Below are 23,048 nucleotides of genomic sequence, written 5' to 3' on the forward strand. Positions count from 1 at the left end.
TTAACCCTCAAACTTATCCGCAACCAATCGGCTCAGCGCGCTCACGCCCCAACCGGTGGCCCCTGCTGGCGCCAAAGCGGTTTCGGCTTTCACGCTGGCCACCCCGGCGATGTCGAGGTGAATCCACGGCGTGCCGTCCTGCACAAACCGCTGCAGGAACTCGGCGGCTGTAATCGATCCCGCGGGACGACCGCCAACGTTTTTCACATCGGCAATCCGCGATTTCAGCTGATTGGCATAGCCTTTTCCCAACGGCATCCGCCACGCTCCTTCGCCCTCGGCCTCTGCAGCTTTCAAGAACCCGTTGCAAAGCGCGTCGTCATTGGAAAACACGCCCGCGTTTTCATGGCCCAAACCGATGATAATCGCACCGGTCAAGGTGGCCAAATCAATCATGCCGGCTGGTTTAAACCGCTCTTGTGCATAGTGCATCACGTCACACAGCACCAAACGCCCTTCGGCATCGGTGTTGATCACCTCAATGGTGTCACCTTTCATGGAGGTCACCACGTCGCCAGGACGAGTGGCACGGCCGGAGGGCATGTTTTCCACCAGCCCAACCAGACCAACCACATTGGCTTTGGCCTTGCGCAGCGCCAGAGCCTTCATCGCGCCTGCCACAACACCTGCGCCGCCCATATCCATGGTCATCTCTTCCATGCCAGCAGCAGGCTTCAGGGAAATACCACCAGTGTCAAACACCACGCCTTTGCCCACCAGTGCCAACGGCGCCGCGCCTTTTTCGCCACCGTTCCACTGCATCACTGCTACCTTGGACGGACTTTCCGAGCCTTCTCCAACGGACAACAGCGCGCCCATGCCCAGTTCCTTGAGTTTGTCTTCTTCCAGTACCTCAACCTCAAGACCAATGTCTTTCAGCGCCACCAGACGATTGGCAAACTCGGTTGTGGTCAGCACATTGGCAGGCTCGTTCACAAGATCGCGGGTGAAGAATGTGCCGTCTGCCACGGCCAGCAACGGTGCGGCGGCAGCTTCTACCTCGTCCGGCTTGCTGACCATCATGGTCACGGCGCGGGCGTCTTCCTTGGAATCCGCAGTCTTGTGATCATCAAAGCCATAGTCGCGCATCGCGATGCCAAAAGCGATTTCTGCAGCTTTAGGATTGGTGCCCGCCAGAACAGTCAAGGCGGCATTGCCTCGGACCTTCCCAAGACCCGCACCGGCCTTGCGGGCGTCCTCAACGGAACAGCGACGCGGCAGGATCACCACGTCCACAGCTTCCGCTGCCACACCCGCCGGATAGGACAGGCTGAACACAGTTCCGAGGCTGGCGTCTTCGGCCTTGTCCTCCCGCAGACGCTCTACGGCCCCACGGGTCAAGCGGTTCAGGCGTCGCGCGCCCTGATCCAGATTGCCTTCTGCCGGTACAAAGACCGCAATGCGCCCTTCCACGCTGCCAATTTCATCCAGTTTGGTTTCTTCAAAAGAAATCGTCACAGGGCGCATCACATACCTCCAAATCGCGTTTTGAAACACCTAACGCGCGCCTTCTCGCTTGACCAGAGCACATCGCCAGATAGCAGTTTCGCCACCCGGATATTTCCCCTAAAGTGCCGCTCAATAATAAGGTTCGGGGGATTCTTAGCAGGTGAGCAGATTCGACAGATATATCCTGTCGCAATTCCTGACTCTGTTCGGTTTTTTTGCGCTGATCCTTGTATCCGTCTACTGGGTCAATCGTGCGGTGTCGCTGTTTGATCAGCTGATTGCCAGCGGCCAAAATGTCTCCGTCTTTCTGGAATTGTCGGTCCTGACGCTGCCAAACGTGATCCGTTTGGTGCTGCCCATCGCGGTGTTTGCTGGCACGGTCTACGTGACCAACCGCCTGTCGAGCGAAAGTGAACTGACCGTCATGCAGGCGACCGGCTTCAGCCCTTGGCGTCTCGCGCGCCCTGTAGCGATCTTTGGTGCAATCACCGCCCTGATGCTGTCCGCTCTGACCCATTTTCTGGTGCCCACCAGCAATGCGGAACTAAGCAAGAGACAGAAAGAGATCACCGAGAATGTGACCGCCCGCCTGCTGACCGATGGCACCTTCCTGCATCCCGCGGATGGCGTGACGTTCTACATCCGAGAAATCACCCCTAATGGTGTGCTCAAGGACGTGTTCCTGGCGGATCACCGGTCTGAGGGGCGCTCCACCTCCTACACCGCGTCCGACGCCTATCTGGTGCAGGATGAAACCGGCCCTAAACTGGTGATGGTCGACGGGTTGGCACAACTGCACCGCCACGACACTGACACGCTGATGACCACCAATTTTGCTGATTTCTCCTACGACATCAGTTCGCTGATCGATCCCGGCTCCGCGCCACGTGTCTCTGCCAGCCACTTTCCAACCTGGGAGATCATTGGCAACAAAGAGATGATCTCTGAACAATCCGGGGAAAGTGTGGGCACAATCACCGAAGATCTACACGACCGTTTTGCCATGCCGCTGTCCACCATCAGCTTCGCACTGATCGGCTTTGCAATGCTGCTGGCCGGCGGGTTCAGCCGCTTTGGGGTGTGGCGTCAGATCATCGCCGCCTTTGTCATTCTTGTCATTCTCGAAGGCATGAAAAACGCCATTGCCGATCCGGTCCGTTCCAACCCGGACCTCTGGCCTCTGATGTATGTCCCAAGCTTCCTTGGTTTCGTGATTGCGGGCGTTCTGCTCTACCTTTCCGCCACCCCCATTCGGTGGCGCCGGAGGGCGACAGCATGACCGTGCATATCTATTTCGCACGTAAGTTCCTCTGGATTTTCCTTGGCATTTGCACCGTATTTTTCGTGTTGACTGTATTGGTCGACATGATGGAACAACTCCGCCGCTATGATGTGGAAACCGTAGGTTTTGGCAAAGTCCTGAACCTCACGTTGCTCCGCGCGCCGGAAAGCCTCTACCAACTTATGCCGCTGATTGTGATCCTTGCCACAATCGCGCTGTTCATCAATCTTTCCCGCAGTTCCGAACTGGTTGTGGTCCGTGCCGCAGGGCGCTCAGGCATTGTTTCTGTACTCTCGCCCACCACAGTCTCCCTAATTATTGGCCTTTTGTCGGTGACCACACTCAACCCCATCGTGGCCGCCACCTCTGTGCAATATGAACTGCAAAGCGATATGCTGAAATCCGGCGGTCGCAGCGCATTGTCCCTGTCGGACGAAGGCATTTGGTTGCGTCAGGGGGGCGAGGCTGGCCATGCCGTCATTCACGCCGGTAGCACCAATGCCGACGCCTCGGTCTTCCTGGACATCACCATTGTCACCTACGCGCTGGAAGGCGGTCCGCAGAAACGGATTGAAGCGGATTCCGCCCGTTTGGTGGACGGTGGTTGGGAACTGTCCAACGTGCGTACTTGGCCGCTTGTTGTCGGCCTCAATGAAGGTGCCGAGCCGACACGCGCAAACGCGGTCACCTTTCCGAGCACCCTCACCGCGGACCGCATCCGCGAGCGCTTCGGCACGCCCTCCTCCATCTCGATCTGGAAACTCCCGGCCTTTATCGAGGAACTCAACGACTCCGGCTTCTCCGCACGCCGCCATCAAGTCTGGCTGCAAATGGAGCTGGCCCAACCGCTCTTCCTGATGGCGATGGTTCTGGTCGCCTCCGCCTTCACCATGCGGCACACCCGATTTGGCAACACCGGCATCGCCGTGCTGACCTCGGTGTTGATTGGCTTTAGCCTGCATTTCATCCGGAATTTCGCCCAGATCCTTGGGGAAAACGGTCAAATCCCGGTGATGCTCGCCGCGTGGGCACCGCCAATCGCAAGTGTGCTGTTGGCTCTTGGCCTGCTGTTGCATATGGAGGACGGATGACGATCTCTCCGCGCTTTCTCTGTCCCGTTCTGGCCGCCACGGCCCTCACTTTGGGACAGCCTCTCGAAGTCACTGCCCAATCCACGCAGCCAACAGGCTCCACACAGCAAGCCTCCGAAAAGGAACCACAAAACGTGGTTCTAGTGGCGGACTCGGTCAACCTGACAGCCGACGGCCTGCTGATCGCCAGCGGCAATGTCGAAGCGCTGACCGATGATGTGCGCTTGATGGCCAAGGAAATCACCTACAACGACAAAACCGGTGAGATTTCTCTGGTCGGCCCGATCCGCATCACCCAAGGCAAGTCCATATCCGTGGTCGCTGATGCTGCCGAGCTGGACGCAGATCTGCGCAATGGCCTTATCCACAGCGCCCGCGTGGTCATGGCGGATCAGGTGCAATTGGCCGCCGCCCGCATGACACGGGTCGAAGGCCGCTACAGCGTACTTGACAAAACCACCGTAAGCTCCTGCCATGTCTGCGAAAATGGCGAGCCGCCCCTCTGGCGCATCCGCGCCCGTCGTGTGGTGCATGACCAACTGGAAAAACAGCTCTACTTTGACCACGCGAGCGTGCTCGTGCGGGACGTTCCGGTGTTTTACTTTCCGCATTTGCGCATGCCCGACCCGACGCTGGACCGAGCGCAAGGCTTTCTGATCCCGGAGTTCAACCACTCAAGCCTTCTGAGCTACGGCGTGAAAGTCCCGTATTTCATCCCTTGGGGCACCGATCGCGACCTGGTCCTGTCGCCCTATCTGTCCTCCAAAACCCGCACCATGGAGTTCCGGTACCGCCAGGCCTTTGAACGCGGCGGCATTCAGCTGGACGGCGCCATCTCGGACGATGACATCCGCACCGACATCATCCGTGGCTATGTCTTTGCCGAAGGCCTGTTCCAACTGGGACAGGACTATAAGCTGACCTTTGATCTCAAGGCGGTGTCAGATGACACCTACCTGACGGATTATGACTACTCGGACGATGACCGTCTCAACAGCGACATCACCATCGCCCGCGCCAGCCGAACCGAAAACACCCGCTTTGCCGCCTACCACTACCAAACGTTGCGCGAAGATGAGGACAACGACGAAATCCCGTTCCTCGTGCTTAAGGCAGAAACCGAACGTCGGTATCTCAACATGTGGGGCGGCGAGTTGCGCACCAGCGTTGAGGCGCATGCTCACCAGCGGCGCTCAAACAAAGATGGCGACGCCGGACGAGACGTCGGCCGCGCCAATGCCAATGTGCAGTGGCTTGGCGATTGGACTCTGGGCAACGGATTGCGCACCGGCGTCACCGGGGCGGTGGCGTTTGACGCTTACCGCACAGAGAACGACAGTTCGGTGAGCACCTTTGACAGCGGATTTGCGCCCTCTGTCGCGGCCTATATGCGCTATCCAATGATCAAATCTGGTCAGGATGGCGCAACCTATGTTCTGGAGCCTGTGGCGCAGGTGGCCTGGACCGGCGGCGACAATCTGGACGTTGCCAATGACGAAAGCACCCATGTGGAGTTTGACGAAGGCAACCTTCTGTCTTTGTCTCGCTTCCCATCTTATGACCGGCGCGAACGTGGGTTGTCTTCCGCTCTGGGCATGAACTGGTCCCGCGTCAGTGCCACCGGTTGGCGCGGTAACCTGACCTTTGGCCAGGTTTTTCGTCAAGACGTGCAACCGGACTTTTCCAAGAGCTCAGGCCTGTCTGGTACCTCGTCCGATCTTCTGATCGCCGGACAACTCAGCAACCAAAGCGGATTGCTGTTCACGGGCCGCGCGCTGCTCGACGACAAAGGCGATTTGGACAAGGTCGGGGCGCGTCTTGGGTGGTCCAACGACCGTCTGTGGCTGGATGCCAGCTACATCTGGCTGCAAAAAGACCTCGCGGAATCCCGCGACAAAGACATCTCCGAAATGAAGTTTGACGGCAGCTACCGCATCAACCGCCACTGGACTGGCATGATGGACTGGCAGTTCGACGCCGTCAGTGGTGAAACCTCCGAGGCCGGCCTTGGCCTGGAATACCGCAATGAATGCCTGCGCGTGGAGCTTTCGCTCTCGCGCCGTTTCTCAACTTCCTCTACCGTGCAATCGAGCACCAAGGTGGGCTTCAACGTGGCCCTGCTTGGATTTTCGGTCAATTCAAACGATAAGAGCTACGACCGCAAATGCGGCTGACCTACAGGAAGACGACGTAAAGATGATGCCACGCAAGTTGATCCGCTCCGCATTTCGCGCCTTTGCCAGCACAACGGCTGCCTGTGCCATGCTGGCCGCCGCCACTTTGCCTGCGGCAGCGCAAAATGCCTTTAGCCCGGCCATCTTTGTAAACGACTCGGTGGTCACCCACTACGAGATCGAACAACGCGCCCGCCTGTTGCTGATTATGAGCGCCCCGGGAGATCCACTGGACCTGGCACGGGAGCAGTTGATTGAGGATCGCCTAAAGCTTCAGGCCGCAAAGCAGGCAGGGATCGTGCCGTCAGAGGAAGGCGTGACCGCAGGTCTGGAAAACTTTGCCAAACGCGTGAACATGAAACCCGAAGACATGGTCAAGGCATTGGCGGCTGAAGGCATCTATGAAGAAGCCCTGCGCGATTTCATCATCTCGCAAATTGCTTGGGGCGGCGTGGTGCAATCGCGCTTTGGTGCCAACGCCGAAGTCAGCGAAGAAGAAATTGACCGCGCCATTGCCCAAAACAGCGGCCAAGGCGGCGTCCGCGTACTGCTCTCGGAAATCATCATTCCGGTCACCCCCCAAACCCGCCCGCAAGTGGACAGTCTTGCAGCACAGATCTCCGAGCTGAAAAGTTTTTCGGAATTTGAATCTGCCGCGCGTATCTATTCGGCCTCCGGCACCAAAGATCAGGGTGGCCATGTCGACTGGATGAACGTCACCAACCTGCCTGCGCCCCTGCGCCCGGTTGTAACATCTCTGCGCAAAGGCGAAGTGTCGCCTCCGCTGCAGCTGCCCAACGCTGTGGCTCTGTTCCAACTGCGTGGCATTGCCGAAACCGGCCGCAGTACTCCGCGTTACTCTGCGATTGACTACGCCAAATTCTACATCCCCGGCGGACGCACCGAAGAGGCCCTTCAAGAGGCGGCCAAAGTGCGGGCGACGGTCGATAAGTGTGACGATCTCTACGGCGTTGGATTTGGATTGCCAGCGGAACGTCTGTTCCGCGAAACCCAAAAGCCCAATGAAATCCCACGCGATATCGCCATTGAATTGGCCAAACTGGACGACAATGAAATCTCGACCAACATGACCACGGCAGACGGGCAAAACCTGATTGTCCTGATGTTGTGTGGCCGCACCGCCGAGATCAATGACAAAGAATTGTCCCGCGAAGATGTCGCCGCGTCCCTGCGCAACCTGCGTCTGGAAAGCTATGCCAACAGCTATCTCAGCCAGCTGCGCGCGCAGGCCCGGATCACCGAAAAATGAGCCCCGCGCCCATTGCTGTGACCTGTGGTGAACCGGCCGGTATTGGTCTGGAGATTGCCGAAAAGGCGTGGTCCGCGCTCAAAGATGACCTTCCGTTTTTTTTGATCGCAGACCCGGCGCATTTGCCGGGCTCTGTGCCACATGTGCTCCTGCAAAGCCCGCAAGATGCCATTGACGTGATGCCCAACGCGCTTCCGGTGCTCCCGCACCCATTTTCGGCGCCGTGCACGCCTGGCACCGCCCATCCCGACAACGCGGAGGGCGTGATAGACGTCATCGCCCATGCAGTGGACCTCGCGATGAGCGGCGACGCGAGCGCGGTCTGCACATTGCCCATCCACAAAAAGGCGCTCAAGGACGGCGCTGATTTCCCCTATCCCGGCCACACCGAATACCTCGCCGACTTGGGGGGCGTGGACAATGTAGTGATGATGCTGGCCTCGGACATGCTGCGCGTCGTGCCCACCACGATCCACATTCCCCTCGCAGACGTGCCTTCTGCGTTGACACCAGAATTGTTGGAAGAGACCATCCGGATCACCGCCAAAGGGCTTCAAACACAGTTTGGCATTCCAAACCCGCGTATTGCGGTGGCGGGCCTGAACCCACACGCGGGCGAAGGCGGCGCCATGGGCGATGAAGATGCCACCGTGATTGCGCCTGTCCTCGACAAACTGCGCCGCGATGGGTTTGATCTCGCCGGCCCTCTGCCCGCCGACACCATGTTTCACGCCGCTGCCCGTGCCCGCTATGATGTGGCGATTTGCGCCTACCACGACCAGGCGCTGATCCCGATCAAGACGCTAGACTTTGACGGCGGCGTGAACGTCACCCTCGGCCTGCCGTTCATCCGCACCTCACCGGATCACGGCACCGCCTTTGACATTGCTGGCACCGGCAAAGCCAACCCGTCCAGCACTATCGCCGCCCTGCGCATGGCCGCACAAATGGCACAAAGCGCTTGACCCTTCATTTGGCGGGAAATATCCCCGCCGGAGGCATCCATCCGCGGCGCAGCCGCCCGAACCAAGGCTAACCCAATGAGCGCCATTGATGATCTTCCCCCGCTGCGTCAGGTGATCGAGACCCACGGCCTCTCTGCCCGCAAATCCTTGGGCCAGAACTTCCTGCTGGATCTCAACCTCACCGCCAAAATTGCCCGCCGCGCAGGCGAATTGACCGATTGTGACGTGCTGGAAATTGGCCCCGGCCCCGGTGGTCTGACCCGGGGCCTGCTTGCCGAAGGCGCCCGCAAAGTCCTCGCGATTGAGAAAGACCATCGCTGTATGCCAGCCCTGGCAGAGATCGAAGCCGCCTACCCCGGTCGCCTCGAGGTCATCAACGGCGACGCGCTGGAAGTCGATCCCTTAAGCCACCTCACGCCGCCTATTCGCGTGGCTGCCAACCTGCCTTACAACGTCGGCACGGAACTTCTGGTGCGCTGGCTCACCCCGAAAGAGTGGCCGCCGTTCTGGCAAAGCCTGACCCTGATGTTCCAGCGCGAAGTGGCTGAGCGCATCACCGCACAGCCTGGCTCCAAAGCTTACGGGCGCCTTGCCATCCTGTCGCAATGGCGGGCCAACGCCAATATCGTCATGTCTCTGCCACCTGGCGCGTTTTCGCCGCCGCCCAAAGTGCATTCTGCCGTGGTGCATCTCACCGCACTGCCGGAGCCGCGCTATCCCGCAGACGCCCACACCTTGTCTCGGATTGTGGCCGCTGCATTCAACCAGCGCCGCAAGATGCTGCGCGCGGCGCTCAAAGGTCAGGCGCCAGACATCGAAGACCGCCTGATCGCTGCTGGCATCAAACCAACCGACCGCGCCGAAGTTGTCAGCCTGGAGCAGTTCTGTGCCCTCGCGCGGGTGATGAAAGAAAGCTGAGCCGCGCGCACGCTGTCTTTGGCGTACTTTCACACAACCTCGACCGGTTTTCGCAAAGCAACCTCCGGTCGCATCGCTATCTCTGAACCACGCAACGCGATGCCAGTGAAACTTTCACACAAACGCGCTGCGTACCCCTGTTGCCCGTGCCGCACCCTCCCTCCGTTTGCTTGGCACGGGCCACTTTCCCAATAGCTGAGCCTACCAATCGTCAAGGCGGCCTTGCGCTGTAAAAGAATGGCGAAATTCTGCCAATAAATCTGCCACTTGGCCAATTCTTGCAAATGGCTGAAATTCTCAAAACCTTGGCAATATCTCCCCATTCTCCCGCCTTTCCAGGCCGCCTATATCAGGCTTGAAAGATCCAGATTTCCCGTCATCACCCCCACCGGCCCGCGCGCACAACGCATGGCTGTGTCATTGATTTGGGCACTTTCCCCCTGCCAACCCGAAGCGGCGACAGGCAGGATTTCTCTATCTGACCGCCGTTCTGCCCAAACGGCTACAACCACAGAATGTGAGGTTCCTTTGGCCAAAGACATGATCCCAAATCCACGGCTTGACCCTGCCGACACCACTTTGGTGCTCAGCACACGCACGGCCGCTTTGGACATGTTGCAGGCCTCAAACCAGGATGCGTCTGCGCCCATCCTTCTGTTGCCCGGCCCGACGGAAAAAGATGCCGAGACCACCACAGGTCTGGCACAAGACCTGCGCCGCCTGATGTCTAACACGGGACCCGCCATTTATTTGGTCCGCTGGAAGTCCCATTGGGCGCCACAGGAACGAACCCGTTTTGCGCCCCTGGTGCGGGACCTGACAGAAATCCTGAATCATCTGACCAAGGCCACGGCTGCGCCCCATATCATGGCCCTTGGTCACGGCGCACTTATTGTGTTGCGCGCCAATGGGAATGACGCCGTTTTCGATCCGAAGGCTTCACTATCCAGTCTCAGTTTTATGTACCCAAGGTTGGACATTCAGGGACGAAAGCCTCGTCTTCAACCGGCTGTTTTTTCGCGCAAAGTCAGCCTGATAGGGTCTGAAGTTGATATCAAAATGGTCGCGCCATCACTGGTGAAACGCGTATCCCGATCTTCGGTTGAGGTTTTTGAAGTCGAGAATGAACACTGGTTTGTCCGGTCGCGGATCAGCGCCGATCCGGCGGCTTCCTCGGACCAAAACCCGCGCGGTTATGCGGGCAATTGGCTGCGCAGTTGGTTGGATTGGCTGCCACAAGACAACGCAACCCGCTAAGCGGCGCCAAGGGCTTTGCCAAGGCTTGGATCGCCAAAAGCCACCACTTGCCCTTGCAGAGCCAGCACGCCCCCCCAAACCTCGGCTGACGGTCTTAACCGTTGCGCAAACGCCTTGCCGCGCTGCAACGCTGCGGACACATCCTGCGGACTCAAACGTGGCACATCCACCGTGACCAGCCTGTTTCCCAGATCGCTGTCCAATTGTTGACTGTCCGCAACCGCCCGCACAATGCCCGAATGCCCCGGCACGTCCACTTCGTTGGCGATCAACGTAGCAGCCACATCCGCCAAGGCCGCAGAGCTGGCCAAGACCGTTACCGCATCCGCAATGCCAAACGACAGGCTCCGCCCGCGCCACCCCGAGGTGGCAACGCCGCGGACACAGCCCGAGCCGTGCAAGGTTGTGCGCGCGATACCGCCGCCCAGATCGGCCACCATCTCTTCATTTGGTCCCAAAACCAGCGCCACATCGCCGCCGTTGTTGACATAGGCTTTGTCCACATCAGGCGCCTGCGCAATCACGCGAGCGATCTCATCGGCAACCGCGCCAGCCACTGCGGCCATCGGCGTCACAAAGCTCGGCAAATGCCGCGCAACCGCCCCCTGCATGGCGCGCGCAATGCCTCCATGAAAACACGCCTGCAGATCCGCGGCCTGACGCAGTTTTGGGAGTTCATCCACCAGCTCTTGCAACACGGTTTGAAACCGGAGCGCTGCGCGTTGATAGGCTACTGTTTGGCCCGCACCCCAGATTTCGACAATTAAATCAATGGGGCCATGGTGCAGATGCATCCGCTTACCATCTGGTAACCAAGTGATCTGCGCCCCACCTTTCATGGCTTTTTCAACTTGGTGGGCAGGATATGCGTGCTGCGCGCATATTGGCCGCCGCCTGTCAAAACGTCGCTCACGCTCCGGACCTGATCCACATGCCCGCCCAGCTGTTCGTATACGTCTTGCGACACGGTAAACTCCAACGGCGCAACAATGGCTGGCGTGGGCACCATGCCAAAGGCTCCATCCGGCATCTTGGTCACATCGGCCATCAAAGTGATTCCGCCTCCCGGCCAGACATAGGCCGGCGTCCCGCCAACCGTGACCTTGGCATTTTTCTCCTGCACCGCGCGGGTCAGCTTCACAGGGTTTTGCGTGACCCCGGATCGCAGCGATCCGCCAGCCCCGCCCATGAACATGACAGTGCACAACGCTGGCTCGCAGTTCTCTGCAATCAACCCCACAGATGGCTTCAACGCCTCCGGCATCGGGCGTTTTTGCGGCACCAGATCGGCGTCCAACTCATAGTATTCCGCATGTTCGCCTGTGGTGCTCACCATCAAAAATGTCAGCCCCTCGCGCGCACCTTTTTCCGGCCGCCACGGTCCCAGGATGTCGAGCGGATCCTCAATGTCGGTGCCGCCCCAACCAAGTCCAGGTTGTGCCACCTGAAAATACCGGCCCGGCGTACTGCGCCGTCCCTTAATACGAATACCCGTGTCTGGCCAATCAATCACTTTGCCCGCCTGATGCTCGCTGACCACGCCGGTAATATGGTCATCGACCACAACAACTTCGTCCACTAAGCCTTTCCACTGGCTCGCAAACATCCCGATCGTCGCAGAGCCACAACCAACCCGCATCCGGTCTTCTTTGGTGCCATCAACAATCGGCGCGGCACCGGCTTGAACAACAACTTCGGCCCCGCCGTCCACCTCCAAAACAACCGGTGCGCGGTTCAGAAGTTGAAGCAGCACGTCGCAGGTCACGCGTCCTTCTACCTTGCTGCCTCCAGTTAGATGGTCCACGCCGCCGAGGCTCATCATCTGGGACCCATATTCGCTGGTCACCATCAGCCCCACGGCCTCGCCCTGACTGCGCACCACCGCACCTTCAGTGCCCAAATGTCGATCCGTGTCGATCTTCACCTTGACGCCGCAGTAAGAAAAAATTGCCTCGGTTACGACGGTTACAAAATCAACACCGTCAATGTCACGGCTCACCAAAAACGGTGCTGGCTTGAAGTCCGGATAGGTCGTGCCCGCGCCCACAGCAGTGACAAACAGATCATCGGTGGACAGGCCGTCATGCCAATCGCGCCCGAGGAATGGCCGCACCTCGGTCCCGGCTTCAATCGCACGGTCCAACACGGTCAGCGGATCACAGCGCACAATCTCGCCATTGATATTCGCGTAGCGATCACAGGCGCCGATCCGGCCCTCCGCCACATAACACATCACCGGACAGGCATCACATCGGATCTTCTCCTCGCGCTGTCTCGGTGTCCGGCTCATGACATGGCCGCCTTGATCGCCGCCAAAACCCGATCCGGCCGGGCTGGCAACTGCGTCAATACCGCCCCGGTGGCATGGCGTATCGCATTCAAGATCGCCGGTGCCGTCGGGATCAACACGTGCTCTCCCAAGCCTTTGGCCCCCATTGGCCCCTCAGGATCGGGCACTTCAATCAGATGAGACACCACCTCCGGCATGTCCCCCGTGGTCGGGATCAGATAGTCATGCAGGTTTTCGGTTTTACCGGGATGGAACTCCTCCATCAGGGCCATCCCCAGCCCCTGCGCAATCCCGCCTTCGATCTGCCCTTCAGCCAACAAGGGGTTGATGACCTTACCCAAATCATGCGCCGCCGTGATCCTAAGGACCTTCACGGTCCCCAGTGCCACATCCACCTCAACCTCCGCCAGTTGCGCGCCATATCCGTAAACCGCATAGGGCGCACCCTGCCCGTTTTCGTCCAATGCCTCGGTTGGCGGGTCATAGGTTTCCTCCGCCCACAGCACATATCCATGCGACATCTCCGGCAGATCCCGCAGCGCTATGTCCCGCCGCGCCGCGCCTTCTCGTAGAGACAACACACCCCCTGAAAAAGAAATCTCCGCCGCCGCACCCATATTGCCCAGCTGCAAAATCCGCGCCCGCAACGCCTGTGCGGCCAACACCGCCGCCTTGCCGCTCACCACCGTCTGCCGACTGGCCGAGGTCTTGCCACAGTCCGGCGTCACCGCTGTATCCGCATCAATCAAAGTAATCTGATGCACCGGCACACCCAACGCGTCCGCCGCCATCTGTGCAATCACCGTATTTGCACCTTGCCCAATGTCCATCGCGCCTTGGTGCAAGCAAACCTGCCCGTCAGATGTTACCCCGATCCGCATTGTGGAGGGGTTTGGCAAAGCCGTATTTCCGCAGCCATACCAAAAGCTTGCCACCCCAACGCCGCGCATTGTTTTGCGCGCCGTGGCATTCGCGCCCGCCGCTTCAATCAAAGCCGCATCCCAACGCGGCTGAAGCGCTTCCAAGCAGGCCCCGATGCCCACACCGGTCAGCTCCTGGCCACACACAGTCGGAACGCCATCAGACAGCGCATTCAACCGGCGAAACGCCAGCCGGTCCATCCCGACCTGATCCGCCAATTGATCAAACAACTGTTCCTGCAACGCAGCCGCCTGCGGCACGCCAAACCCGCGAAACGCGCCGGCCACGGGCCCATTTGTGTGCACTGCCCGCGCTTCAGCATCATAGTTCGGGATCACATACGGCCCGCTGGCATGCACCGGCACGCGCACCGCCACAGTAGGCCCCCAGCTGGCATACGCCCCGGTGTCAAAATCGCCATCAAAGGCCATGCCGACCAGCCGCCCATCCGCATCGGCGCCAATTTTTGCTGTCATCTCAGCAGGATGGCGTTTGGTGCTTGCCGCCATACTTTCCCGCCGCGAGTAGACCATCACACTAGTCTGACCGGTCAGTAAGGTCACCAATCCAACCAGCGGCTGCACCGATAAATCCAGTTTTGCGCCAAACCCGCCCCCGGTGGCCGCGGGCCGGATACGCACACGTGCCTTTGACAGGCCGAGGATCTTGGCGGTGCTCTCCTGATCCAACACCGGAGCCTGTGTACAGGCCCGAATGTTGAGCACCTCTCCTTCCATCCAGCCGGCACCGGCTTCCGGTTCGATGTAAGCATGCTCCACATGTCCGGTGCGCAATGACCCTTCGACAACATGTGCCGCCGCATCAAGCGCCGTCTTCGCATCTCCCTGCCGGACAACGCCCGCAATCAACTGATTGTCCTTGCGTGTGGGATGCAACAAATCTGTCTCAGAACCGGTCGCACTTTGCGTGTCCAGAACCGGCGCCAAAGCCTCCCAAGTCACTGGAAACGCGCCCAAATCCAACGCCTCAACAACCGCCTTTGGACCAGCAACCAAAGCCACAGCCTCTCCTGCCATGCGCACGGTTTCTTCTGCCAACGCTGGCTGGTCGGCAAAGCGCTCAATCACGCCAAAACAGTTCACACCGGGAATGTCCTGCGCCGTGAAAACTCGAACGCCTTGCGCAGTCGCCCAAGCTTCCAAGTCCCCGAAGGCAAATCGAGCCGAAGCATAAGGGCTGCGCACTGACCGCACATAAAGCGCTCCGTCTGGCACCACGTCCGCCCCAAAGGCTTCACGCCCCATCACCTTTGCGACGCCGTCCAACCGTTCCACCCGCGCACCCACAGCGGCACCGGCTTCCGGCTCCGGCCCCGTACCACTGCCCGCCGCATCCAACACCGCGTCGATTATTTTTGTGTACCCCGTGCAGCGGCACAGCACGCCGCCCAACGCGGTCTCAACAGCGTCCCGGTCCGGCGTTGAATTTGAACGCAGCAAGGCCTCCGCCGCCATCACCATGCCCGGCGAACAAATCCCACATTGCGCCGCCCCATGCCGCAAGAACGCTTTTTGCAACGCGCTAGGCCCGGCGACGCCCACACCCTCAATGGTTTCAACATTTCGCTCGGCCACCTGCGCCACCGGCGTCAAACAGGCGCACACCGCTGCGCCATCCACTAACACTGTGCAGGCCCCGCAATCGCCTGCATCACACCCGACTTTGGTACCGCGTAAGCTCAAGTCCTCTCGCAACACCTGTGACAAACGACGCCCCAACGGCACGTCCACAGATTGAGGTTGCCCATTGAGATCAAAGGAAATCATGGAACCTGCTCCAGCACATCCGCGATCGCCCGCTGCACCAATTCCAGCGCCGCCGCCTCCCGATAGGCCGCATCGCCGCGCACATCCGAAATGGGCGCAAGAGCATCGTCCAAAAGCGCAAGACTTACCAATTGGTCAGCGCTTTCTGTGCTTGCTCCAATTAGCGCCTTTTCCAACGTTGCGGCTCGAATTGCCACAGGCCCGCAAGCACCCACGCTGATCGCAGCATCGGTGATTGTTCCGTTCTCCACAGCCAAACGTACTGCAGCCATGGCAATCGAGATCACCAAATGTTTGCGTGCCCCCAATTTCAGGAATCGGCTGTGTCCGCGCACGCTGTTGGAGGGGATCAAAATGGCACTGACCAACTCATCGGATCGCAGCACAATTTCCCGTGGACCGGTGACAAACTGCTCCAATTCCACCACGTGCACGCCGCGTTTTTCGGACGCCACCTCGACCTGCGCACCCAACGCCAACAACGGCGGCATACCGTCCGCCGCTGGTGACGCATTGCAAATATTGCCCGCCACTGTGCCCGCATTTTGCACCTGCGCTCCGCCAACCTCACGGGCTGCCTGTTGCAGCATGTCAAACGCGCATGGAAGCCGTGCATCCACAATGTCTCGCCAGGTTGTTGCCGCGCCAATACGCCAGCCAGAGGCGGTTTCAGAGATGCCGCGCAACCCTTCAATGCGCGTGACATCCAACACTTCGCCGCGCAGGTCTTGGGCTTCGGTGGCCGCAAAAACGTCGGTACAGCCAGCCACTGGCCGCGCGCCGGTTGTCGCCAAAACAGCGAGCGCATCTTTCAACTTGCCGGGGCGATGATAAATCCCCATGGTGACCTCTCAAATCGTCAGGGCGCGGCACAAAAACTTGTGTGTATACCAATGGATTTTGCGGCAGCTTTTACGCATCTGTCAACAAACCGCGCGGCTTGTCCGCAACAAGGCCCTTTTTGATGACCTCTGAAAACTCCCAAATGACCCCATCCGAAGCCGCCGATTCTTACGCTCTGGACGAGCAGGTTGGCTTCCTGATGCGCCGCGCAAACCAACGGCATCTGGCGATTTTTGCAGAGGGCATTTCCGACCTCACTCCCACCCAATTTGCCGCGCTTGCTAAACTGTGCGAACTGGGCGCGGTGTCTCAAAATGCCTTGGGCCGTGCAACCGCCATGGACGGTGCCACCATCAAAGGTGTGGTCGATCGCCTGCGCGCTAAAGATCTTGTGGCCAGCTCTCCCGACCCGGACGATCAGCGCCGCATCCTGTTGAAGCCGACCGCCGCAGGCTGGGATCTGTTTGAAGCGGTCGCGCCCACTGCGCACGCCATTACGAAAGACACGCTCGCTCCGCTCAATGAGGCGGAACAAACCATCTTCCTCTTGCTGCTTCAAAAACTGACCTGATAACCAGATTTGCACCTCCGCAAAACAGCCGCGATACAGACGCAATACCGACGTGGTTTTTGAGGCCTCAAACCCCAAGATGATGCGCCAGTTTTTTCGGCTCAGCCGCCACCTCGTCACGATTGAGAACTCCACGTATGCGACCGTTTTCGAGCAGCGCCACCTGGTCGGCTAATGCGACAATTGCGTCCATCCTCTGCTCTACCAACACAACGGCGACCCCCTGATCGCGCATCTGTTCGGTGGCATCGCGAATGGCGTCAATCATGGAAGGTTGCAGCCCCTCGGTTGGCTCATCCAACAGCAAGACCTTGGGTCGCAAACACATCGCGCGTCCCATCGCCAACATCTGTTGCTCACCCCCGCTCAGCGTATTGGCGCGTTGGTTGTACCGCTCCTTAAGCCTTGGAAAAAGCTGGAGTACTTCCTCTAGGACAGAAGCGTCCTTACCATTTGTCAAGCGCCCCACCGCAAGGTTCTCACCCACGGTCAACTCACCAAAAAGCCGCCGTCCTTGCGGCACGTAACCAACGCCTTGTTGCGACACTTTATGAGGTGCCAAATCGGATAATAGGACGTCTCCCAAACGCACCGCACCAGTCATCAACGGCAGCAATCCCATGATCGTTTTCACCGTGGTAGTCTTCCCGGCCCCATTGCGCCCAACAAGACACAAAATCTCACCCGACCGCGCCTCAAAGGACACCTCCCGCAACACCTGCGCACGCCCATAACCGGCGGAAACCCCCTCAAGCCGCAGCATCGCCACCTCCCAAGTAGGCCGCCTGCACTACGTCACTGGCTTTCACGTTGTCCGGTGCACCCTCGAAGAGAACTTTTCCAGCGTCCAAAACCGTCACAAAATCAGCGACTTGCATGACCACATCCATATTGTGCTCAATCAGCAAAACGGTGGTGTTTCCGCGCAATTCATCGATCAGTGCATTGAACGCGGCCACCTCTCCATCCGTCAATCCTTGCGTCGGCTCATCCAAAATCAACAGTTTTGGAGACTGCGCCAAACCCATAGCAATTTCTAACAACCGCTGATGGCCATAACTAAGATCTCCAGCCTCTTCAGACCGCCGATCCAAGAGCGCAACACGGTCTAGGGCCGCATTCACGGCCTCATTCACGCGCCGTTTGTCCGAAAGCTTCCGTCGCGCCGCCAACGCGACATTTTCCCGAACACTTAAGTATGGAAAAACGGACGTGATTTGAAAAGTGTAACCCATACCCGCGGCAATCCGCTTGTGCGCGGGCCACGCCGTCACGTCCTGACCATTAAATGAAACGGCTCCTGACGAAGGAGCAATCCGCCCCGACAACATTCCAACGAGCGTGGTTTTTCCTGCTCCATTTGGCCCAATCAAAGCTCTGACTTGCCCTTCAGGGATAGAGAGCGAGACATCCTCAACAGCCGCCAAGCCATTGAAGCGCTTATTCAAACCTTTCGCGGACAGCAAACTCATGGCAACCACCTCCAGACGCGGCGACGCAGTTCACCCATCAATCCTTGAGGTGCAAAAAGCGTCAGGAACACCAACACCACGCCGGCGATCAACATGTAGGCTGTGGTGATCCCGGAGCTGAGATCAATCAGGTAAAACATGAACAGCGTGCCGATCAATGGTCCCAACACCGTGCCCGCGCCGCCCAAGAGCACCCAAAGTAAGGGAAAGATCGAGTATTGCACTGAAGCAAACGACGCGCCCACATAGCCAAACAATAGCCCGTAGCTGGCTCCAGCCAGAGCGGATAAACTGGCGGATAGCACCACGGCGGCAAGCTTATATCGTGCCACGTCGTATCCAAGCATACGGGCCCGCTCTTCATTTTCACGAATGGCAATGAGCACTTTGCCAAACCGGGATTGCACAGCCAAATGGCACATTATGAAAGCAGCACAGAAGACTGAAAAGGCGGCAAAATACCGGATATTCGGATCGGAAAGATCAAACGTTAGAAGTACTCGATCCGCCTGTGCAATCACAAAACCTTCGTCGCCGCGCGTGTGGGCGCCAAAGTACAAAACGGTCAGATACCCAGCCTGCGCAAACATCAGCGTCACAATCATGAAAGCCACGCCTTCGGTGCGCAGTGCCAGAGCGCCAATGACCGCGCCGACCAGCGCGCCTATTAGAATCCCAGCTACCAAGGCGATACCCGCGCTCATGCCAAACTGCGACATCGCCAGACCCATGCCATAAAGGCCGGCTGCAAAGAACAACGCGTGGCCAAGGCTCAACAACCCCGTGTAGCCAAACAACAAATTGTAGCCCATCGCGTAGCTTGCCAGCACCATGATCCGCGCCAAGTTGCCATGATGATAGGCCGGCAGCACAAACTGTAACGCAAACAAAACGACCAAGACGCCACCATGAAGCAGCAACGATTTCCGCATGCCTCCCATCATGCCTTTCGGGCTCCGAACAAACCCTGTGGGCGGAACACCAATACAAGCGCCACCAGAAGCGTCGCGAGGATTTTTGCCAGTGTCGGAGAGAAGAAAACCGAAATAACTCCGTCAGATAACCCAATCAGCAGAGCGGCCAAGACCGTACCGGGTAAGCTACCCAGTCCCCCGATGATGACTACAATGAAGCTGAGCAACAGCGGATCATGCCCCATCAAGTAATGCGCCTGTTGGATCGGCACGATCAGCACCGCAGCCAAAGCCGCCATTCCGGCCCCAAGGCCAAACACCAACGCATACACCCGCTCCACCGGGATACCAAACGCCAACGCCATATCGCGATCCTGCTCTGTGGCGCGCATCAAGAGCCCCAATTTGGAGCGCGTCATTAAGAACCAAAGCCCAATCAGCACCGCAACCGCCGCGCCAATCACGGCCAGTTTGTAGCTGGTGATCGAAAGGCCCCAAGGCCAATAAAGGCTGATTTTTCCATCGACAAACTCAAGCCAAGGCAAAGCAATGCGCGTGTTAAACGGGGGTACAACTGGGCGCGCATCCGGCCCGTAAGTCATCAGCGTAACCTGTTGCAAAATATACAGGATACCAATTGTCGCGACGATTGTGCGTTCAGGATCGTAGTCAATCCTCTTCAGGATGGTCATGTCCGTGAAAGCAGCCAAAAGCCCAACCAATACCGGCACAACAATGAGCGCCACGACAAAGCCAAAAGCGGCTGAGCCCCCCAGAATATGTGTCACCCACCAAGCCAAAACCGCGCCGAGCATAAAAAATTCACCATGGGCGACATTCACCACCCGCATCACGCCAAACACCAGCGCCAAGCCCGACGCCGTCAACGCGAGCACCGCCGCGGTGACTGCGCCCTCCAATGTGGCGAGCATCAAATAAGGTCCAAAATCCATCTACACCCCTGCCTCAATAGGGGCGCGACGCAGTCGCCGCGCCCAAGCGTTCATCAGAGGGCCTGCGTGGTGTAGTCCACCTCGTCCGGATAGAACGTGTCCTCAATCGACGTGGTGTGCACCAGGAGCAGTTTTCCATCGACCACCTTGGTGATGTACTGATGCCCAAACACTTGGTGTGTCTTGCCGTTGAAGATCTTTGCGCCCTGCGGATGCGCGTTGGAATGCGGCATGTGTGTCATGGCTTCCAGGGCCTCGATCAACGCCGCGCGGTCCTGTGGCCCCCGGTATCCGGCACTCTCCATGCCGGCTTTGACCACGTGCAGAGTTTCCCAACAGCCAAACATGTGGGCATAGGTCGACACGTCTTTGGGATCGCTCACAGAGGCGCCATTGGCATCCACACCAACCCGCTCGCGGAAGAAAGCGTCATATTCGGACTGGTCTTCTTGCGCATAGCGCGGATTGCCTTCCCAGAAGTAGGTCCCTTCCAGGAACTCAAGTCCCGGGCTACCAATATCGACCGCTTCAAGACTGTCGATAAAGCCGAACATCTCTGGGCGTTGCGGCCCAAAGAACTCACCCAGCTCTTTCACAAAGGTCAGTACGGCCGGCCCCACCATGACGTGATAGATCACCTCTGTGTCACGCGGAATTTTGGGGAAATACTTGGTGAACGAGGTTTCCGTTGGCGGGATCGCGATGTGCTCAAGCACCTCGCCACCCTGCGCCTCAATCGCCGCAGTGAAGTAGTCGCGGTGATCATGTCCAAACGCAAAGTCCGGGAAAATCATCGTAACCTTTTTGCCTAGGTTATCCGCCACAAACGGTGCCATCGCCTGCACCTGGCTTTTCACGTCCGTGATACCCGGCTGCAACGTGTAGCGGTTCAACATTCCGCTGGCCACATGGTGGCCTTCGGACACAACAAAGTACGGTAGTTTCAATTCACCAGCGCGCGGCGCAGAGCCAATCACAACATGTGAAAACAGCGTCCCAAACCCGATATCGCAATTGTGCTGCGTGGCAAACTTCTCGACCACTTCCGCCCCACGTTTGGGATCGGTCCCGTCGTCTTCGGCCACAATCTCCAGCGGACGCCCGTTGATCCCACCTTGCTCGTTGATCAGCGCCGCTGCGGCAGTGGTTGTGCGATCATACCACCGCCCATAGGCGGCGCCGATGCCGGTCCGGTGCACCTGAAAACCCACTTTGATTGGCTCAGAAGTTTGCGCCCCTGCATAGCGCGCCCATAGCGGCGTGGCTGCTGCGGCACCCCCGCCAAGCGCCAAAGTCTTGAGCGCATCACGGCGTGTCGGCTGCGTGCCGGTTACTGGTACGGTCTTGGATTTGGTCATCACTTTACCCCCTGTGTTCACATGGTCTGTGACCGAAAATTCCGTTACTCTTCACAGCTGTTAGAGTGCGAATGAATGACGGTTCTGTCTAGAGGGCGCGTGTTGTGTCAGAAGCCACGCGGCGATGCAAGCAGCCAAAGGCCAAAAAATGTGTAGCAAATCATAAAGATAGCGAGGGGCACCTGAGACAGAAGTGCCGCACGGCCAGAGCCGAAGTGTTTCACCGCCACAGTATGTGCGAGCAAAACCGCCACGATATGACCGACCACAACACCACCTGCCTGGCACAGCCAGAGCAGGCGCACACTCTCTTGAGTGTTGAAAAATCCGGTGGTCACGTAGACCTGTCCGAGCCCCAATAAATCCTGCCCCTGCGCCCATGGATCAGTCGCCGCGATAAGTGCATATTGCGCCTCCACAAGAAAGCTCGTGAAATAGTGGGCAAAGTGGTAGCCAAGCGCGATGGGCAAAACTGTGGGCGCAAACAGACAAAACGCCTGACCTAGTCCAACGCTGGATATTTTGCCAAGCTTCAGGCCCAACCAAAGCGTCGCAACAAAGACCACGACCAACAGTAGATTGCTAAGCGCCAAGCCTCCGAGCGTTTGCCAGACAACCGCTGATCGCCCGGGAAACTCCAAGGGGTTCAAGCCAAGCTGCGCCAGCCACCAGAAGGTTTCATTCACCCCGTCAAAGCTGCCACTGCCAAGGATCAACAAACACAGCAATGCTAGACCAAAAGCCAGCGCAGGGTTCTGTGCAATCTGCCATCCCCAAAGCCCAATGGCCCGCCGACTGCCGCGACGCCCGAACGGCGCCAAACGCGCATAAAGACGCATCACCATGCTGATGCCTTCCGCACGCGTCATCCAGCGTGGTCCAAACAGCAGCCCGCCAATCAGATGAAACACCCAATAGCCCAGGACGGCTCGGGCAAGCCGCGCCGGATCAGAGGGCGCGATGTCGGCAAGAAGAAAGGCGACAAAAGCCAAAAAGGACGCCAGTCCAACGGCATGACCCAGTTGCGGTGGAAACCGCAGCACCGGTTGGAAGCCAATCAGAGGACGCATAACACGAACCAAACCAGACCACGGATTGATCCAGCGCCAAATGTCGCCCACAAACCCTTGCAAAAACACCAAGCCAACCCACCAAACCGTCCAGATTGTCAGCGGCATCGGATTGGCCAGCGGATCCCGCGGTCCCTCCAAACCGATATACACCAGCCAAAGCAGAAAAACGCCGGATAGCAGGCTGGTCACATTTGGCAGACGCTGCATTTGCACCCGCCAAAGTCGCAGCGGCCGGAACAGGTTTCTGACTTCGTTGTCTGGCAAAAACACCAGCATTGCGACGGTGAGTGCCACAGCCAAAACACCAGACGCAATATACATATCCGTCGGCAGCAGCAGCACAAAACCGCCTTCCGAAGTATGCGCCCGCGCTGCGGTGCCAACCGTTGTAACACCTGCAAACACAGAGAATAACATCCGTTTCCGACGCTTGAATACAGGTTGTGTGTGGGACATCGTG

Annotated in this window: 19 protein-coding genes; 8 read left to right on the top strand and 11 right to left on the bottom strand. The window is 58.5% G+C overall.

Annotated elements, in window-relative coordinates:
- On the bottom strand, nt 1-1,467 hold the full coding sequence (locus tag SIB92_RS04865; protein WP_412554744.1) for a leucyl aminopeptidase: 1,467 nt from the start codon (nt 1,465-1,467) through the stop codon (nt 1-3).
- A gap of 142 nt (nt 1,468-1,609) precedes the next feature.
- On the opposite strand from SIB92_RS04865, the gene lptF reads away from it, so the two are divergent.
- From lptF to SIB92_RS04900, 7 genes are all read left to right on the top strand, one after another.
- Nucleotides 1,610-2,728, top strand: coding sequence for an LPS export ABC transporter permease LptF (gene lptF / locus SIB92_RS04870; protein ID WP_412554745.1), 1,119 nt, complete (start codon nt 1,610-1,612; stop codon nt 2,726-2,728).
- Complete coding sequence (gene lptG, locus SIB92_RS04875) at nt 2,725-3,822, top strand: LPS export ABC transporter permease LptG (protein ID WP_412554746.1); 1,098 nt, start codon at nt 2,725-2,727, stop codon at nt 3,820-3,822. Before lptF ends, lptG begins: the two co-directional genes overlap by 4 nt.
- Nucleotides 3,819-5,996: an LPS-assembly protein LptD gene (locus SIB92_RS04880; RefSeq protein ID WP_412554747.1), complete on the top strand. Its 2,178-nt coding sequence runs from the start codon at nt 3,819-3,821 to the stop codon at nt 5,994-5,996. Before lptG ends, SIB92_RS04880 begins: the two co-directional genes overlap by 4 nt.
- Before the next feature lie 25 nt (nt 5,997-6,021).
- Complete coding sequence (locus tag SIB92_RS04885; RefSeq protein WP_412554748.1) at nt 6,022-7,266, top strand: peptidylprolyl isomerase; 1,245 nt, start codon at nt 6,022-6,024, stop codon at nt 7,264-7,266.
- On the top strand, nt 7,263-8,231 hold the full coding sequence (gene pdxA, locus SIB92_RS04890) for a 4-hydroxythreonine-4-phosphate dehydrogenase PdxA (protein ID WP_412554749.1): 969 nt from the start codon (nt 7,263-7,265) through the stop codon (nt 8,229-8,231). The genes SIB92_RS04885 and pdxA overlap by 4 nt, the downstream gene beginning before the upstream one ends.
- A 75-nt stretch (nt 8,232-8,306) precedes the next feature.
- Nucleotides 8,307-9,149 carry a 16S rRNA (adenine(1518)-N(6)/adenine(1519)-N(6))-dimethyltransferase RsmA gene (gene rsmA, locus SIB92_RS04895; protein WP_294114817.1) on the top strand — a complete coding sequence of 281 codons (843 nt, stop codon included), beginning with the start codon at nt 8,307-8,309 and terminating at the stop codon, nt 9,147-9,149.
- A 267-nt stretch (nt 9,150-9,416) separates the two neighbouring features.
- Nucleotides 9,417-10,406, top strand: a complete 990-nt coding sequence (locus SIB92_RS04900) for a hypothetical protein (RefSeq protein ID WP_412554750.1) — start codon at nt 9,417-9,419, stop codon at nt 10,404-10,406.
- Here SIB92_RS04900 and SIB92_RS04905 read toward each other — a convergent pair.
- From SIB92_RS04905 to SIB92_RS04920, 4 genes are read right to left on the bottom strand one after another with little or no spacing between them, the layout of a single operon-like run.
- Nucleotides 10,403-11,245, bottom strand: coding sequence for a UPF0280 family protein (locus tag SIB92_RS04905; protein WP_412554751.1), 843 nt, complete (start codon nt 11,243-11,245; stop codon nt 10,403-10,405). The genes SIB92_RS04900 and SIB92_RS04905 overlap by 4 nt on opposite strands.
- Nucleotides 11,242-12,696, bottom strand: coding sequence for a 6-hydroxynicotinate reductase (locus SIB92_RS04910; RefSeq protein WP_412554752.1), 1,455 nt, complete (start codon nt 12,694-12,696; stop codon nt 11,242-11,244). Before SIB92_RS04910 ends, SIB92_RS04905 begins: the two co-directional genes overlap by 4 nt.
- The gene (locus SIB92_RS04915; protein WP_412554753.1) at nt 12,693-15,404 is read right to left on the bottom strand and encodes a molybdopterin-dependent oxidoreductase; all 2,712 of its coding nucleotides are present in this window, start codon (nt 15,402-15,404) and stop codon (nt 12,693-12,695) included. Before SIB92_RS04915 ends, SIB92_RS04910 begins: the two co-directional genes overlap by 4 nt.
- The gene (locus SIB92_RS04920; RefSeq protein WP_412554754.1) at nt 15,401-16,246 is read right to left on the bottom strand and encodes an FAD binding domain-containing protein; all 846 of its coding nucleotides are present in this window, start codon (nt 16,244-16,246) and stop codon (nt 15,401-15,403) included. Before SIB92_RS04920 ends, SIB92_RS04915 begins: the two co-directional genes overlap by 4 nt.
- Before the next feature lie 122 nt (nt 16,247-16,368).
- Here SIB92_RS04920 and SIB92_RS04925 point away from each other — a divergent pair, with 122 nt between their 5' ends.
- On the top strand, nt 16,369-16,818 hold the full coding sequence (locus SIB92_RS04925) for a MarR family winged helix-turn-helix transcriptional regulator (protein WP_412554755.1): 450 nt from the start codon (nt 16,369-16,371) through the stop codon (nt 16,816-16,818).
- Nucleotides 16,819-16,885: 67 nt separating this feature from the next.
- On the opposite strand, the gene SIB92_RS04930 is transcribed toward SIB92_RS04925, so the two are convergent.
- The 6 genes from SIB92_RS04930 to SIB92_RS04955 all read right to left on the bottom strand — a co-directional run bounded on the left by SIB92_RS04930 (nt 16,886) and on the right by SIB92_RS04955 (nt 23,044).
- On the bottom strand, nt 16,886-17,581 hold the full coding sequence (locus SIB92_RS04930) for an ABC transporter ATP-binding protein (protein ID WP_412554756.1): 696 nt from the start codon (nt 17,579-17,581) through the stop codon (nt 16,886-16,888).
- The gene (locus SIB92_RS04935) at nt 17,568-18,290 is read right to left on the bottom strand and encodes an ABC transporter ATP-binding protein (RefSeq protein WP_412554757.1); all 723 of its coding nucleotides are present in this window, start codon (nt 18,288-18,290) and stop codon (nt 17,568-17,570) included. The genes SIB92_RS04930 and SIB92_RS04935 overlap by 14 nt, the downstream gene beginning before the upstream one ends.
- A complete protein-coding gene (locus tag SIB92_RS04940) occupies nt 18,287-19,231 on the bottom strand; it encodes a branched-chain amino acid ABC transporter permease (protein WP_412555798.1) in 945 nt (314 codons plus the stop codon). Before SIB92_RS04940 ends, SIB92_RS04935 begins: the two co-directional genes overlap by 4 nt.
- A complete protein-coding gene (locus SIB92_RS04945; RefSeq protein ID WP_412554758.1) occupies nt 19,231-20,157 on the bottom strand; it encodes a branched-chain amino acid ABC transporter permease in 927 nt (308 codons plus the stop codon). Before SIB92_RS04945 ends, SIB92_RS04940 begins: the two co-directional genes overlap by 1 nt.
- Nucleotides 20,158-20,210: 53 nt before the next feature.
- On the bottom strand, nt 20,211-21,515 hold the full coding sequence (locus SIB92_RS04950; RefSeq protein WP_412554759.1) for an ABC transporter substrate-binding protein: 1,305 nt from the start codon (nt 21,513-21,515) through the stop codon (nt 20,211-20,213).
- A 107-nt stretch (nt 21,516-21,622) separates the two neighbouring features.
- Nucleotides 21,623-23,044: a hypothetical protein gene (locus SIB92_RS04955; RefSeq protein WP_412554760.1), complete on the bottom strand. Its 1,422-nt coding sequence runs from the start codon at nt 23,042-23,044 to the stop codon at nt 21,623-21,625.
- Between the last annotated feature and the right edge of the window lie 4 nt (nt 23,045-23,048).

It is taken from the genome of Shimia sp. MIT1388 (assembly GCF_047124445.1).
Lineage (GTDB): Bacteria > Pseudomonadota > Alphaproteobacteria > Rhodobacterales > Rhodobacteraceae > Shimia.